Source organism: Streptomyces sp. NBC_00224, from assembly GCF_041435195.1.
In the GTDB taxonomy this organism is placed as follows: domain Bacteria; phylum Actinomycetota; class Actinomycetes; order Streptomycetales; family Streptomycetaceae; genus Streptomyces.
Map to the genome: position 1 here is coordinate 6,310,414 of NZ_CP108106.1, position 15,089 is coordinate 6,325,502.

Here is a 15,089-nt window from a genome sequence, read left to right on the forward strand (position 1 = left end):
TATCCCTCCGCCGGGCCGCCGCCCTCAGTCCAGCCAGTGGCGGCGGCCCAGCGTGACCAGCCTCAACTGCCGCCGCGCGGTGGCCAGCACGGCCTCCTCGGCGCGCCGTGCCGCCTCTTCGTCGCCCTCCGCGCCCGCGCCCGCCTCCAGGATCGCCGAGGCCGTCATCACCATGTGGTCGACGTAGACCCCGGCCAGCATCCGCAGATCCGCCGCGCTCCACCCCTGCGACTCGGGGTCCGCGCCCAGTGCCTCGGCCACCTCGTCGGCGAACCGCCGCAGCTGGACGCCTATGGCCTCGCGCACCGGCGCCACCCCGCCGTGCCGCTCCCGTGCGATGAAGCGGACGTGCGCCGGGTGCGCCCGTACATGAGAGGCGATCAGATCCACGGCCCGGTCGATGCGCTCGTCGCTCCCGCCGGTCGTCACGATCGCCGCCCGGATCGTCTCGTGCAGACTCCCGAGCGCCCCCTCCACCAGCGCCACCCCGAGGTCGGCGGTGTCCTTGAAGTGCCGGTAGAACGCGGCGGGGGCGACCCCCACGGCCCGGGTGACCTCACGAAGTCCCAGGCTGCTGAGGCTCTGGTGCTCCAACAGCCCGAGTGCCGCGTCCAGGAGGGCCTGGCGCGTCTTCTGCTTCTGGGCCTGCCGGATCCCGAGAGTGTGGCTCATACCACTCAGTAAACAGCTGTTCGCTGAATTTGGGAAGGCTAGACTAGGTAGTCAGTGAACAGTCGTACTCCGAAAACGACTTGATCTGAAACCTGATCCGAAGCCTGATCCGAAACGAGCCAGAGAGGCACCCCATGCTTTTCCTCGTCGCAGCCCTCCTCCTGCTGGGGGTCGTGCTGGGCTCAGCGGCGCACCTTCCGCTCCCGGTCACCCTGGCCGTCGCCGGCGCCATCGGGCTCTGGCTGATCGTCTTCGCCGTACGTGAACGCATCTCCTCGCACCGGAGGGCCTGACCATGGAACTCGTCCTGAACCGCCGCCGTGTCCGCGACAAGGACGCCGACGGCATGGCTGTCGCCGCCTTCGTCCTCGGCCTGCTCGGCCTGCTGGTCATGAACGTCGTGCTCGGCCCGATGGCCATCGTGCTCGCCGGGCTCGCCCTGCGGTACCGCACCACCCGGCGCGGCCGCGCCTGGCTCGGACTCGCCCTCGGTATCGCCGACCTGGCGGTGCTCGCGGGCCTGGTCATGGCCGACGGAACCGTCTCCTGGGGGCTCGGCGCCTGAGGCCGGTCCCGGTGGCTCGTAGAATCGGGCCCACCATGGCTTACCTCGACCACGCCGCGACCACCCCGATGCTCCCCGAGGCGGTCCAGGCGATGACCGCCCAGCTCACCGCCACCGGCAACGCGTCCTCTCTGCATGCCGCCGGACGCCGGGCCCGCCGCAGTGCCGAGGAGGCCCGCGAAGAGCTCGCCGAGGCGCTCGGCGCGCGCCCCAGCGAGGTCGTCTTCACGGCCGGCGGCACCGAGGCCGACAACCTCGCCGTCAAGGGCCTGTACTGGGCCCGCCGCGACGCCGACCCGCGCCGGGTCCGGGTCCTGGCCAGCCCCGTCGAGCACCACGCCGTGCTCGACGCGGTCCACTGGCTCGCCGAACACGAGGGCGCGACGGTCGAGTACCTGCCCGTCGACCGGTACGGGCGGGTGCACCCGGAAGCCCTGCGCGAGGCGATCGCGCGCGACCCCTCCGACGTGGCCCTGGTCACCGTCATGTGGGCCAACAACGAGATCGGCACGGTCCTGCCGGTGGCGGAACTCGCCGCCGTGGCACGGGAGTTCGACGTCCCGATGCACGCCGACGCGGTCCAGGCCGTGGGCCAGCTCGACGTCGACTTCGCCGCATCGGGCCTGGCCGCGATGACGGTCTCGGGCCACAAGATCGGCGGCCCGTACGGCATCGGGGCGCTGCTGCTCGGCCGTGAGTACACCCCCGTGCCCGTGCTGCACGGCGGCGGCCAGGAGCGCCACGTCCGCTCCGGCACGCTGGACGTCCCGGCGATCGCCGCCTTCGCGGTGGCGGGCCGGCTGGCCGCCGAGCGCCGCGCCGACTTCGCCCGCGAGGTCGGGGGCCTGCGCGACCAGCTGGTCGACGTGGTCCGCAAGGCGGTCCCGGAGGCGATCCTGGGCGGCGACCCGGCCCCGGGCGGCCGCCTCCCGGCGAACGCGCACTTCACCTTCCCCGGCTGCGAGGGTGACTCGCTGCTGCTGCTCCTGGACGCCCAGGGCATCGAGTGCTCCACCGGCTCCGCCTGCACGGCGGGTGTGGCCCAGCCCAGCCACGTCCTGCTCGCCACCGGCACCCCGCCCGACCTGGCCCGGGGCACCCTCCGCTTCTCCCTCGGCCACACCTCCACGGAAGCCGACGTCCAGGCGGTGGCGACCGCGATCGGCCCGGCGGTGGAGCGGGCGAGGACGGCGGGGCTGAGCTGATCCCGGCGGGGTGCGGCGCCGCCCGCACCCCTCGCCCGGGATACTCGCGAGCCGCCCGCCCCTCACGGCACGTACCCTTATGGGTGCTATGACGAAGACACCCCCGCGCCCCCTCCGCGTGCTCGCCGCCATGTCCGGTGGCGTCGACTCGGCCGTCGCCGCCGCCCGCGCCGCCGAGGCCGGCCACGACGTCACCGGCGTCCACCTCGCCCTGTCCGCGAACCCGCAGTCCTTCCGCACCGGCGCGCGGGGCTGCTGCACCATCGAGGACTCCCGCGACGCCCGCCGCGCAGCCGATGTCATCGGCATTCCCTTCTACGTCTGGGACCTCGCGGAACGCTTCCGCGAGGACGTCGTCGAGGACTTCGTCGCCGAGTACGAGGCGGGCCGCACTCCCAACCCGTGCCTGCGCTGCAACGAGAAGATCAAGTTCGCCGCGCTGCTCGACAAGGCCCTCGCCCTGGGCTTCGACGCCGTCTGCACCGGCCACTACGCCACCGTCGTCCTCAACGAGGACGGCAGCCGCGAGCTGCACCGCGCCAGCGACATGGCCAAGGACCAGTCCTACGTCCTCGGCGTCCTCGACGAGAAGCAGCTCGCCCACGCGATGTTCCCGCTCGGCGACACGCTCACCACCAAGGACGAGATCCGGGCCGAGGCCGAGCGCCGGGGTCTGGCCGTCGCCAAGAAGCCGGACAGCCACGACATCTGCTTCATCGCCGACGGCGACACCCAGGGCTTCCTCGCCAACCGGCTCGGCAAGGCCGAGGGCGACATCGTCGACGAGTCCGGCACGAAGGTCGGCTCCCACGAGGGCGCCTACGGCTTCACCATCGGCCAGCGCAAGGGTCTGCGCATCGGCCACCCGGCCGCCGACGGCAAGCCCCGCTACGTCCTGGACATCTCCCCGGTGAACAACACGGTCACCGTCGGCCCCGTCGAGGCCCTGGACGTCACCGGCCTGACCGCGATCAAGCCCCGCTGGTGCGGCGACGCCCCGGCCGGCCCCGGCACGTACACCGCCCAGCTGCGCGCCCACGGCGGCGAGACGGCGGTGACGGCGGAGCCGGTGGGCGGCGAGCTGGTGGTGAGCTTCGCCGAGCCGGTGCGCGGCATCGCGCCCGGCCAGGCGATCGTGCTCTACGACGGCACGCGCGTGGTGGGGTCGGCGACGATCGCGACCACCACGCGACGTACCGAAGCGCTGGCCTAGTCCGCAGTAGGGGCGCCGGCCTCCGTGCCTATGAAGCACAGGTGGTCCTTTATCAACGTCACGGCCGCCAGCGGCTCGTGGTAGGACCAGGCTATGTCCGGCGCGTCCGGCAGCGACCAGTACGAGGCGACTCCCTTGTACGGGCACGTGGTTCGGGTGTCCGACGGGCTCAGCAGGTCCAGCCGGACGTCCTCGGGCGGCAGGTAATAGCGGACCGGCAGGCCGTCCTCGCGCACCAGCAGCGAGCGGGTGCTGTCGGCGAGCACCTGCCCGCCCCACATCACGCGGACGCGCAGCGCGCCCTCCCCGGCGGCCTCGGCCGTGACGAGGTGATCCGGGTCGTAGGGCGGAGGCGGGCCCGGCGGGGGAGTGGCCGCGTTCGTCGGCTCGGCGAGAATCGTGTGAATCGTCGTAGTCATGCCCGCTCAACGGCCCGTCGCCCGCCGGTTGTTCCCCCGATTCGCCGTTCGGGACACTGTTCACCCGTTCGAGTGGCGGAGGTGTCCCGGCGTACGGTTGAGCCATGAACATCTGCGTCTTCCTCTCCGCCGCCGACCTCGACGACCGCTACACCGTCCCCGCCCGCGAGTTCGCCGAGCTGCTCGGCAAGGGCGGCCACACCCTCGTGTGGGGCGGCTCGGAGAGCGGTCTGATGAAGGTCGTCGCGGACGGCGTGCAGGAGGCGGGCGGACGCCTCGTCGGTGTCTCCGTCGACTTCCTCGCGGCCAAGGCCCGCGCCAACGCCGACGAGATGGTCATCGCCAAGGACCTCGCGGAGCGCAAGGCGCTGCTCCTGGACCGGGCCGACGCCGTGGTCATCATGGTCGGCGGCACCGGCACCCTCGACGAGGCCACCGAGATCCTGGAGCTGAAGAAGCACGGCAAGCACACCAAGCCGGTGGTGCTGCTGAACACCGCGGGGTTCTACGACGGCCTCAAGGAGCAGTTCCGCCGCATGGACAACGAGGGCTTCCTGCCGCTGCCCCTCACTGACCTGGTCTTCTTCGCGGAGGACGCGGTCGCCGCCCTCGCCTACCTGGAGGAGTCTGCCGGCATCCAGTAGTGCGAGCATGTCGGGTATGGCTACACACCTGATCACTGGGGCAGGCTCCGGCATCGGCGCGGCGGTGGCGCGGCGGCTGCACGAGCGCGGCGACGAACTCCTGCTGCTCGCGCGCGACGCCGGGCGCGCCAAGGAACTCGCGGGGCGCTTCCCCGGCGCCCGCACGCTCGTCGCGGACCTCGCCGACCCGGACCGCATCTCCAAGTCGCTCGGCATGCAGCCGATGCCGGACCACCTCGACTCCCTCCTGCACATCGCGGGCGTCGTCGACCTCGGCCCTGTCGGCGAGCTCCGCCCCAAGACCTGGCACCAGCAGCTCAACGCGAACCTGATCTCGCCCGCCGAGCTCACCCGCCTCTTCCTGCCCCAGCTGCGTGCGGCCCGCGGCCACGTCCTGTTCGTGAACTCCGGCGCCGGGCTCAACGCGCACGCCGAGTGGGGCGCGTACGCCGCCTCCAAGCACGGCCTGAAGGCGCTGGCGGACTCGCTGCGCCACGAGGAGCACGCGGGCGGGGTGCGCGTCACCTCCGTCTACCCGGGGCGCACCGCCAGCCCCATGCAGGCCAAGGTGCACTCGCAGGAGGGCAAGGAGTACGTCCCGGCGAACTTCATCGACCCCGAGTCGGTGGCGACCACGATCGTCATGGCGATCGACCTGCCGCGCGACGCCGAGGTCAACGACCTGACGGTGCGGCCGGGCCGATGAGCGAAGCCGTCAGCGACTTCCCCTGGGGCTCGGCCACCGGCGTCGGCTCCATGCCTGGCGGCGACGCGCGCGAGGCCGCCAGGACCGTCACCGGGTCCCTCATCGGCGCCGACGGATCGGCCGGCGACTTCCCGTTCCTGCCCGAACTGCCCGCGCGCGGCCCCGGCGCCGACATGGTCGGGCGCACCGCCGGGCTGCTCGTCGAGATGTACGCGCGCGTGGAGCCCAGCGGCTGGCGGCTCGGCGACCGGCCGGGCCGCGACACCCGGCGGGCCCACTCCTGGCTGGGCGAGGACCTGGACGCCCTGGAGGAGTTCACCCAGGGGTACGAGGGTCCGCTCAAGGTCCAGGCGGTCGGGCCGTGGACGCTCGCCGCCGCGCTTGAGCTGCGCGGCGGCGAGGCCGCGCTCGGTGACCCGGGCGCCTCCCGCGACCTGGCCGGGTCGCTCGCCGAGGGCCTGCGCGCCCACCTGGCGGACGTGCGGCGCCGGGTGCCGGGCGCGCGGATCCTGCTCCAGCTCGACGAGCCGTCCCTGACCGCCGTGCTGCGCGGGCAGATCAGGACCGCCAGCGGCTACCGCACCCACCGGGCGGTCGACCGGCAGGTCGTCGAGTCGGCCCTGCGGGACGTCGTCGCGGTGCACGACGGCCCCGTCGTCGTCCACTCCTGCGCGCCCGACGTGCCGTTCGCCCTGCTGCGCCGGGCCGGCGCAGCCGCCGTCTCGTTCGACTTCTCCCTGCTCACCGAGCGTGACGACGAGGTGATCGGTGAGGCGGTGGAGAGCGGCACCCGGCTGTTCGCCGGAGTGGTCGGCGGCACCGACGGCCCATTGTCAGACCCTGCCGGTAGCGTCATGGGTGTCAGGACGTTGTGGCGCAGGTTGGGGCTGCATCCGGGGACTCTCGCCGAGTCCGTGGTGGTCACCCCGTCGTGCGGACTCGCGGGCGCCTCGCCGGCGTATGCCCGCGCGGCTCTCGCCCACTGCGTCCGGGCGGCGAGATCGCTCGCGGACAACCCTGAGTGACGGGGAAGACGGGAAACGGGAGGACATGACAGTGGCTGGCGAACAGAACGACGTGGTGCCCGCGGACGCACGGGAGAAGCACGCGCTCCTCGCCGAGCAGGTCGAGGAGCACCGCTTCCGGTACTACGTGAAGGACCAGCCGGTCGTCAGCGACGGCGAGTTCGACAAGCTGCTGCGCGGCCTGGAGGCCCTGGAGGAGGAGTATCCGGAGCTGCGCACCCCGGACTCCCCGACCCAGAAGGTCGCGGGGGCGTACGAGACGGACTTCGCCTCGGTGGAGCACCGCGAGCGGATGCTGTCCCTGGACAACGCCTTCGACGACGAGGAGCTGGGCGCCTGGGCCGAGCGCGTCGCCAAGGACGTCGGCACCGCCTCGTACCACTACCTGTGCGAGCTGAAGGTCGACGGCCTCGCGGTCAACCTGACGTACGAGCACGGGCGGCTGACCCGCGCCGCCACCCGCGGCGACGGCCGCACCGGCGAGGACATCACGCCCAACGTCCGTACGATCGCGGACATCCCCGACCGCCTCAAGGGCGACCGCGTCCCCGACCTGGTCGAGATCCGGGGCGAGGTCTACTTCCCGATGGAGGCGTTCGAGGGGCTGAACGCGCGCCTGGTGGAGGCGGGCGACAAGCCCTTCGCCAACCCCCGCAACGCGGCGGCCGGTTCGCTGCGCCAGAAGGACCCCAAGGTCACCGCCACCCGCCCGCTCCACATGGTGGTGCACGGCATCGGCGCGCGCGACGGCTTCACCATCGACTGCCTGTCGCACGCGTACGAGCTGCTGAGCGAGTGGGGCCTGCCCACCGCCCAGCACAACAAGGTGGTCGGCTCCCTGGACGAAGTGCGGCAGTTCATCGCGTACTTCGGAGAGAACCGCCACTCGGTGGAGCACGAGATCGACGGCGTCGTCGTCAAGCTCGACGAGATCCCCCTCCAGGGCCGCCTGGGCTCCACCGCGCGCGCCCCGCGCTGGGCGATCGCCTGGAAGTACGCGCCGGAGGAGGTCAACACCAAGCTGGTCAACATCCGCGTCGGCGTCGGCCGCACCGGCCGCGTCACGCCGTACGCGCAGGTTGAGCCGGTGACGGTGGCGGGCTCCGAGGTCGAGTTCGCCACCCTGCACAACCAGGACGTGGTCAAGGCCAAGGGCGTCCTCATCGGGGACACGGTGGTGCTGCGCAAGGCCGGTGACGTCATCCCGGAGATCCTGGGCCCCGTCGCGGACCTGCGGGACGGCACCGAGCGGGAGTTCGTGATGCCCGCCGAGTGCCCCGAGTGCGGCACCGGGCTGCGGCCCATGAAGGAGGGCGACATCGATCTGCGCTGCCCCAACGCGCAGTCGTGCCCCGCCCAGTTGCGCGAGCGGCTGTTCTATCTGGCGGGCCGCAAGTGCCTGGACATCGAGAACTTCGGCTATGTCGCCGCCGCGGCCCTCACCAAGCCGCTGGAGCCGTCCGAGCCGCCGCTGCTCGACGAGGGCGACCTGTTCGACCTGACCATGGACCGGCTGCTGCCCATCAAGGCGTACGTCCTGGACCAGGACAGCGGGCTGCCCAAGCGCGACCCCAGGACCGGCGAGGAGAAGGTCGCCCTGGTCTTCGCCAACATGAACGGCGAGCCGCGCAAGAACGCGGTCTCGATGCTGGAGAACATCGCGGCCGCCAAGGAGCGCCCGCTGGCCCGGATCCTCACCGGTCTGTCGATCCGTCATGTCGGCCCGGTCGCCGCCGAGGCGCTGGCGCGCGAGTTCCGCTCGGTCGAGCGCATCGAACAGGCCACCGAGGAGGAGCTCGCCGCGGTCGAGGGCGTCGGCCCGACCATCGCGGCCTCGCTCAAGCAGTGGTTCGAGGAGGAGTGGCACCGCGAGATCCTCCGCAAGTGGAAGGCCGCGGGCGTCCGTATGGAGGAGGAGGGCTCCGGCGAGGACGAGGGCCCGCGTCCGCTGGAGGGGCTGACGGTCGTGGTGACCGGAACTCTGGTCGACCACACCAGAGATGGCGCGAAAGAAGCGCTCCAGAGCCGTGGAGCCAAGGTCACCGGTTCCGTTTCCAAGAAGACGTCGTTCGTCGTCGTGGGGGACAGCCCTGGTTCGAAGTACGACAAGGCGATGCAGCTGAAGGTTCCGGTTCTCGACGAGGACGGGTTCGCTGTCCTGCTGGAACAGGGTCCCGAAGCGGCTCGCGAAGCAGCTGTGCCGAGCGCGGAAGAAGGGGAATAACAGGAGTGGAGGGCTCCTCTCGGACGGCGTTCGGTCACCCGTTCAGCGCATAGCAGACGGGCCGTGGTGGCCAGGTGGCATTCGGGCAAGAGCTGTAGACCGCTGCCCGTCAGAGCCCTCCGCGGCCTACTGTTGTGATGAGCGCCAGTCGTGCACGGCTGAAACGGGGAGCTTGGGGGAGTTCCCGGTCGTGGTGGCATGACTTAGGGGCCATCGCGTGGCATCGGCACCGCCGGCTGTGAGAGGGACGGGAATGAAACCGACCGAGAGCGCCGCCCCGGCCACACGGCTGCGCGGGTTCGCGGGATTCTCCTCCAGGCTGACCGCAGGAGTCCTCGGGACCGCCGCCCTCGCCCTGGCCGTGGGGTTCTACCGGGCCCTCGACACGGGCGACGCCCTCTTCCCCGGCTCCACCACGGGCTGGGCGCTGGCCGTCCTCACCGGGATCATCGTGGGCCATCTGGTCGCGCTCGGGCGCGACCGCTGGTGGGGCGGCACCGGTTCCGGCGCCGCCCTCACACTCGCCGTGCTGCTCCTGTACGGCTGGGTGCCGGCCGGGCTCGTCTCCATGGCGGTGGTGGTGCTCGTCGGCGCGGCCCGCCGCCACCGCTGGCGCCAGGGCGTGCTGCACGGCGCGGTCGACGTCCTCGGCATCGGCGCGGCCGCGCTGGTGCTCGCCGTGTTCGGCCACCACCCCAGCGTCCGCTCACCCTGGTGGCCCACCGACTGGACGGTCTCCTCTGCGCCGGTGGTGGTCCTGGCCGCCGGAACGTATCTGGTGGTCACCCGGATACTGCTCTGGTACGCGCTGGCGCCGCGCGGCGGCGGACTGCCCACGGTCGCCCGGACGGCCCTGCTGCGGCAGGGCCTCGTCGCGGTCGCCCTGCTCGGCATCGCCCCGCTGATCTGCGTGGTCGCGATGGCCCTGCCGGTCCTGCTGCCGCTCTTCGCGGTCCCGCTGATCGCCCTCGACTCCACTCTGTGGATCGCCCGCGCCCGCGCCGAGGAGCAACTGCGCGACCCGCTCACCGGACTGCCCAACCGCCAGTGGCTCCTGGAGCGCACCTGGGCGGCCCTGGAAGAGGCCGAGGGCCCCGGCAACCGGGCCGCTCTAGTCCTGATCGACATGGACCGGTTCCGCTCGGTCAACGACACCCTCGGACACCTCGCCGGAGACCGGCTGCTCCTCCAGATCGCCGAACGGCTGCGGCTCGCCCTGCCGCGCGGCGCCGAGGCGGCCCGGCTCGGCGGCGACGAGTTCGCCGTGCTGCTGCCCGTGGCGGACTCCGCGACCAGCACCATGCGGATAGCCCGCGGCCTGGTCGCCGAGCTCTCCTCGCCGCTCGACCTCGACGGGCTCACCCTGGTTCTGGAGGCCAGCGCGGGCGTCTCGGTCTACCCCGACCACGCGCTGGACGCGGAGGGGCTGCTGCGCCGGGCGGACGTGGCGATGTACCAGGCCAAGCGGGACCGCACGGGCGTGGAGGTGTACGAGTCGAAGCGCGACTCCAACACCCCCGACCGGCTGGGCCTGTTGGGCGATCTGCGGCGCGCGCTCGACGCGGGCGACGTGGAGCTCCACTACCAGCCGAAGGTCCGCTTCGACGGCCAGGTGGCCGGGCTTGAGGCGCTGGTGCGCTGGGTGCACCCGGAGCGCGGCCGGGTCCCTCCCGACGAGTTCATCGCCATCGCGGAGTCCTCGGGGCTGATGCCGCACCTGACCGAGTACGTCCTGGAGACCGCGCTCGCCCAGGTCGCCCGGTGGCGGGCGCAGGGGCTGAACGTCCCGGTCGCGGTGAACGTGTCGCCGCGCGACGTCCACACCCCGGGCTTCGCGGGCGCGGTGGCGGCCCGGCTGGCCCGGCACGGGGTCCCGGCGGGCTCCCTCCAGCTGGAGATAACCGAGCACGTCCTCCTGGAGGACCCGCAGCGGGCCGCCGACACCCTGGCGGGCCTGACCAGCCACGGCGTGAAGATGTCCCTGGACGACTTCGGCACGGGGTACTCGTCGCTGGTGCATCTGCGCCGGCTCCCCGTCAGCGAACTCAAGATCGACCGCTCCTTCGTGGCCCGGCTCGCCGTCGACAACGAGGACGCCGAGATCGTCCGCTGCACCCTCGACCTCGCCCACTCCCTGGGCCTGCTCGTCGTCGCCGAGGGCGTCGAGGACGACGAGACCTGGGAGCGCCTGCGCGACCTGGGGTGCGACGCCGTCCAGGGCTGGCTGGTCGCCGCCGCGATGCCGCCCGCCGAGGCCACCGCCTGGCTGCTCGCCCGCGGCTCGCGCGGCTGGCAGCGCCCCGCCGACCTGGAGGCGGCGGCCAACCTGGCCGCGGCCGAGGAGCCGTCGGGCACGCCGGTCCAGTGACCCGGCGCGCCCGTCCTCGCGGTGCTCAGCCCGAGTGGACCGTGCCCGCGTACCGCTGGACGAACCGGGTGCCCGCGTCCGACGTCACCGTAACGTCGTAGCGGCCTTCCAGGACACGCCAGTTGAGCGAGCCGTGGCCGTGCGGGCCCACCCAGACCGTGCGCGCGCCCCGCGCGTCGTCGTCGGCCGTGACCGTGAACGCGGTCGCCGTGTCACCGGAGTTGGCGAACCGCAGCTCCACCGTGGCGCGCTCCGGCCGGGCGCCGCGCAGAACCGCCGTCGCCGACGGCGCGGCCGCTCCCGCCTCGCGGCCCGCCCGGACGACCGTGCCCGAGAAGCGCCGCAGGAAGCCGTCGGCGCCGTGCACGGCGAAGTCGTAGCGGCCGTCCGTCTCGGCGGTGTCCCAGACGTACGTGGCGCGCGCCCCGGGGGCCACCGTGAACGGCGTACCGGTGAACGGCTTGAGGACGTTCGGCAGGACCAGGAAGTGGAAGGTCTCGCTCCCGTGGTTGGCGAGCGTGCAGGTGACCTTGCCGGAGACCCGGTCCACCGAGACGTCCGCCCACGGGCGGTACGGCAGCGCGCGGTGCGGACGGGAGCCCGGCTCCTGGGTGGCCATGGACTGGGCGCCGTTGCCGGGCAGCTTCACCGCGGGCAGCGCGTTGCCCGCGTCCGCCTTCGCCATCAGGGCCGTGGTGTCGGGCAGCCGCGGAATCGAGTAGTCCGGCTTGCTGAAGTCGAAGCAGCTGGTCAGATCGCCGCAGACGGCCCGGCGCCAGTCCGAGATGTTGGGCTCCCGCACCCCGGTGACGACCTCAAGGAAGCGCAGGACCGATGTGTGGTCGAACACCTGGGAGTTGACCCAGCCGCCGCGCGACCAGGGCGATATCGCCCACAGCGGCACCCGGTTGCCGAGCCCGATGGGCCGCCCGCCGGCGAACTCGTCGGGCGTGCCCGGCTCGGGGAACGGCGGCGGCACATGGTCGAAGTAGCCGTCGTTCTCGTCGTACATCAGCAGGAAGACCGTGTGCTTCCACACCTCGGGGTTGGCGAACAGCGACTGGAGGGCGGTGTTCACCCAGTGCGCCCCGTAGTCGGGGCTCGCGGCCGGGTGTTCGCAGAACAGGTACGGCGCCACCAGCCACGACACCGTCGGCAGCGTGCCGTCCTTGCAGTGCTGGTCGAACGCGGTGAGGTCGAACTTCGTCATCGCGTTGACGTACCGGGGGTCGTCCTTGGGGAAGGCGTGGAACTGCTTGAAGTACGACAGCCCGTTGTCGTCGTAGTCGCCGGTCCGGTCGTCCTTGCTGGGGTTGTGGTAGACGCGCCAGCTCACCCCGGCCGTCTCCAGGCGCTCGGCGTACGTCGTCCAGTCCGCGACCGGGTTGTCGGTGACCGGGGTGTTGTCCGTCCAGGGGCCGGTGGTGCCGTCCTTGCCGGGGCCGCAGGTGCCCGACCACAGATACAGCCGGTTGGGGTCGGTGGGCCCGGCCTGCGAGCAGAAGTAGCCGTCGCAGAGCGTGAACGCGTCGGCGAGGGCGTACTGGTAGGGGATGTCCTCGCGGGTGAAGTAGCCCATGGTGCGCTCGCCCTTGGCGGCGACCCACTTGTTCATCGCGCCGCCGTTGATCGCGGTGTGGCCGGTGCCCCAGTCGTGCGGCAGCCCGCCCGCGTTCTGCGCGTTGTACTTGGTGGTGTCCATCCGGAACGGCAGGACGAAGCCGTCGGCGCGGCCCGGGCTCGGCTGGCGGAAGACGGAGTCGCCGCCGGGGAGGGTCAGCGCCTGGCGGTCGTCGAAGCCGCGGGCGCCGGAGAGGGTGCCGAAGTAGTGGTCGAAGCTGCGGTTCTCCTGCATCAGGATCACTACGTGCTTCACGTCCTCGACACTGCCCTCGGCGCGCGCCCCGGTGACGGCGGCGGCGGTCTCGGGCAGGCCGACGGCAGCGGCGGCGGCGGTCGCGGCGGACGCGCCCACGAAGGCGCGGCGGCTCAGCGGAGTCATGTCAGCGATGTCCTTCGAAAGCTCAGGTGAAAGCTCAGGTGAAAGCTCGGGCGGAGGCTCAGTGGAGGGTGAAGGTGACGGCGGGGGCGGCGTGGTCGGACGGCCAGCCGTTGGCGGTGGTGTCCGGGACCGGCCGGGGCCAGCCGGTGCAGAGCGTGTGCGCGGCCTCGACCTGGAGCGGCCCGGCGTACTGGACCTGGTCGATGCGGTCCTGCGGCTCGTCGGGGCGCACCGGCGACCAGGTGGCCCCCGGTTCGCGCGCCGGACGGGGGTGCGCCTCGCGGTGGGCGTCGCGCAGCCCGGCGGCGGCCAGCGCCACGGTGACCGGCCAGCGGACCCGGGCGCCCCGGTCGAGGTGCGAGGGCGAGGCGAGTCCGGCGGCGAGTACGAGCGGGGTCCGCCGGGACGCCAGGTCCTTCTTCATCGCGGCGAGCAGCGCCGTGGCCTGCCGGTAGCGCGCGCTCTTGCGCTCGGCCGCCTCGACCTCGGCGGGGGAGCGCCCGTCGCGCAGCGCGTACGGGCCGTACCCGCTCTCGTCGAGCTGCGCGGCCCACACCCGTACCGCCCGGCCGCCGGGCAGCCGCAGGGTGGCGGCCACCGTGGGGACGTCCGCGAGCGGCGCCGAGGCGTCGTCGAGCGGGAAGCGGCTGAGCAGCCCGACCCCGGCCGCCGTGTCATGGGCGTACCACCCGAGGGCGCCGGCGAGAGCCTTCGCCGAGGAGGCGGCGGACTCCTGCAGCGCCACCACGTCGAGCCGCTGCCCGAGGACGAGCCGCAGCAGCTTCTCGTGCGCGTCGGCGGTGTGCGCCCCCGCGTCCCACAGGTTCAGCGACGCCACCGTCAGTGTCGGCCGGGCCCCGGGCCGGCGCACCGGCACCTGGACGGTGACCGTGTCGGAGCCGCCCGCGCTGTCCCTCACCGCGACCGCTATCCGGCCGGGGTGCGCGCCGGGCCGGGCGGGTGCGGTGCCGGTGACCGTTCCGTCGGGGCCCACGGTCAGCCAGGCGTCGCCGGACAGCCGGCGGAAGGACGGGGTGCCGGACGGGTTGCCCGCCGGGCGGATCCACAGCGGGGCCAGCGCCACCGAGACGCGCTCGCCCGGCCCGTACGCGCCGGTCGTGAAGGCGTCGGTGACCGCGTGCGGCCGGACCACGGGCGGTCGGGCGGCGACGGTGATGGGCGGGGTCCGGGCGAGGACGCCGTATCCGTCCTTGGCCAGCAGGTACGCGGTGTAGACGCCCTCGCCGAGGCCGGAGGTGTCGAGCGTGACGTCACCGGAGGCGGCCGTGACGTACGACCAGACCAGCGAGGAGCCGGTGCCGGGGCGGCGGTCGCCGTCGTAGATCCCGATCCAGTTCTTCGGGTCGGGCGCGTCGGTGGCCCAGTGGAAGGCGAGCCGGTCGCCCTCGCGGGGGGCGGTGGGCGCGGTGAGGGTCAGGGTGGCGGCGGGGGCCGCGGCCGTTCTGAGGGGGGACACGGAGGGTCTGGTCCTCTCGGGCTGAGTTGGCTGGACAACTTCGCCCAGTCAGCCAGGACTTCCCTCACGTGACGTGAACGGGACATGACCGGCGGCCGCAGATCCGGGGACGCGTCGGCGGGGCACGCGCGCGTGGCGGCGGCGACGGTGGAGGGGGCCGTGCGGGCCGTGATCGGGGGGCGCCGCACAAACCGTTTAGTGGAGTGGCGACCGGGCCCCATAGGATTGGCTCCAAACCACACACACCCGAACCCCTGAGGATCGCTGCATGCCTGGCATTACGCGCGAGGAGGTCGCCCACCTCGCCCGGCTGGCGCGTCTGGAGCTGAAGAGCGAAGAGCTGGACCACTTCGCCGGACAGCTCGACGACATCATCGGCGCGGTCGCCCGCGTCGCCGAGGTCGCCGACCAAGACGTGCCCCCGACCTCCCACCCGCTGCCGCTGACCAATGTCATGCGCGCGGACGAGGTCCGTCCGTCGCTCACCCCCGCGCAGGCGCTCTCCGGCGCCCCGGCCCAGGAGCAGCAGCGTTTCAAGGTGCCGCAGATCCTGGGGGAGGACTAATCAC

Annotated in this window: 14 protein-coding genes; 10 read left to right on the forward strand and 4 right to left on the reverse strand. The window is 72.8% G+C overall.

What is annotated here, in order from left to right; all coding sequences use genetic code 11:
* Positions 1–24: 24 nt before the first annotated feature.
* Positions 25–672, reverse strand: coding sequence for a TetR family transcriptional regulator (locus OG965_RS28295; RefSeq protein WP_371654872.1), 648 nt, complete (start codon positions 670–672; stop codon positions 25–27).
* A 134-nt stretch (positions 673–806) separates the two neighbouring features.
* Between OG965_RS28295 and OG965_RS28300 the strand changes: the two genes are divergently transcribed.
* The 4 genes from OG965_RS28300 (at position 807) to mnmA (ending at position 3,655) form a co-directional block, all read left to right on the forward strand.
* Positions 807–965 carry a hypothetical protein gene (locus OG965_RS28300; protein WP_329401865.1) on the forward strand — a complete coding sequence of 53 codons (159 nt, stop codon included), beginning with the start codon at positions 807–809 and terminating at the stop codon, positions 963–965.
* 2 nt (positions 966–967) lie between these two features.
* On the forward strand, positions 968–1,237 hold the full coding sequence (locus tag OG965_RS28305; RefSeq protein ID WP_266984073.1) for a DUF4190 domain-containing protein: 270 nt from the start codon (positions 968–970) through the stop codon (positions 1,235–1,237).
* Positions 1,238–1,272: 35 nt separating this feature from the next.
* Positions 1,273–2,442, forward strand: a complete 1,170-nt coding sequence (locus OG965_RS28310; protein ID WP_371654873.1) for a cysteine desulfurase family protein — start codon at positions 1,273–1,275, stop codon at positions 2,440–2,442.
* 88 nt (positions 2,443–2,530) lie between these two features.
* A complete protein-coding gene (gene mnmA / locus OG965_RS28315) occupies positions 2,531–3,655 on the forward strand; it encodes a tRNA 2-thiouridine(34) synthase MnmA (RefSeq protein ID WP_371654874.1) in 1,125 nt (374 codons plus the stop codon).
* Here mnmA and OG965_RS28320 read toward each other — a convergent pair.
* Positions 3,652–4,074 (reverse strand): DUF427 domain-containing protein, encoded by a 423-nt coding sequence (locus OG965_RS28320; RefSeq protein ID WP_371654875.1) that lies wholly within the window; start codon positions 4,072–4,074, stop codon positions 3,652–3,654. The genes mnmA and OG965_RS28320 overlap by 4 nt on opposite strands.
* A 104-nt stretch (positions 4,075–4,178) precedes the next feature.
* Between OG965_RS28320 and OG965_RS28325 the strand changes: the two genes are divergently transcribed.
* The 5 genes from OG965_RS28325 (at position 4,179) to OG965_RS28345 (ending at position 11,041) form a co-directional block, all read left to right on the forward strand.
* Entirely contained in the window at positions 4,179–4,718 is a 540-nt protein-coding gene (locus OG965_RS28325; RefSeq protein ID WP_371654876.1) for a TIGR00730 family Rossman fold protein, read from the forward strand.
* Positions 4,719–4,734: 16 nt separating this feature from the next.
* Complete coding sequence (locus tag OG965_RS28330; protein WP_371654877.1) at positions 4,735–5,424, forward strand: SDR family oxidoreductase; 690 nt, start codon at positions 4,735–4,737, stop codon at positions 5,422–5,424.
* Positions 5,421–6,449: a methionine synthase gene (locus tag OG965_RS28335; protein WP_371654878.1), complete on the forward strand. Its 1,029-nt coding sequence runs from the start codon at positions 5,421–5,423 to the stop codon at positions 6,447–6,449. Before OG965_RS28330 ends, OG965_RS28335 begins: the two co-directional genes overlap by 4 nt.
* 25 nt (positions 6,450–6,474) lie before the next feature.
* The gene (ligA, locus tag OG965_RS28340) at positions 6,475–8,673 is read left to right on the forward strand and encodes an NAD-dependent DNA ligase LigA (RefSeq protein ID WP_371654879.1); all 2,199 of its coding nucleotides are present in this window, start codon (positions 6,475–6,477) and stop codon (positions 8,671–8,673) included.
* 253 nt (positions 8,674–8,926) lie between these two features.
* The gene (locus OG965_RS28345; protein WP_371654880.1) at positions 8,927–11,041 is read left to right on the forward strand and encodes a putative bifunctional diguanylate cyclase/phosphodiesterase; all 2,115 of its coding nucleotides are present in this window, start codon (positions 8,927–8,929) and stop codon (positions 11,039–11,041) included.
* Between the two features lie 25 nt (positions 11,042–11,066).
* Here the strand turns inward: OG965_RS28345 and OG965_RS28350 are convergent, their stop codons facing one another.
* Both OG965_RS28350 and OG965_RS28355 read right to left on the reverse strand, forming a co-directional pair.
* Positions 11,067–13,043, reverse strand: a complete 1,977-nt coding sequence (locus OG965_RS28350) for a phosphocholine-specific phospholipase C (protein WP_371654881.1) — start codon at positions 13,041–13,043, stop codon at positions 11,067–11,069.
* Positions 13,044–13,101: 58 nt separating this feature from the next.
* Positions 13,102–14,520 (reverse strand): endonuclease/exonuclease/phosphatase family protein, encoded by a 1,419-nt coding sequence (locus tag OG965_RS28355; protein ID WP_371654882.1) that lies wholly within the window; start codon positions 14,518–14,520, stop codon positions 13,102–13,104.
* Between the two features lie 268 nt (positions 14,521–14,788).
* On the opposite strand from OG965_RS28355, the gene gatC reads away from it, so the two are divergent.
* The gene (gene gatC, locus OG965_RS28360) at positions 14,789–15,085 is read left to right on the forward strand and encodes an Asp-tRNA(Asn)/Glu-tRNA(Gln) amidotransferase subunit GatC (RefSeq protein WP_371654883.1); all 297 of its coding nucleotides are present in this window, start codon (positions 14,789–14,791) and stop codon (positions 15,083–15,085) included.
* The last annotated feature ends 4 nt before the right edge of the window (positions 15,086–15,089 follow it).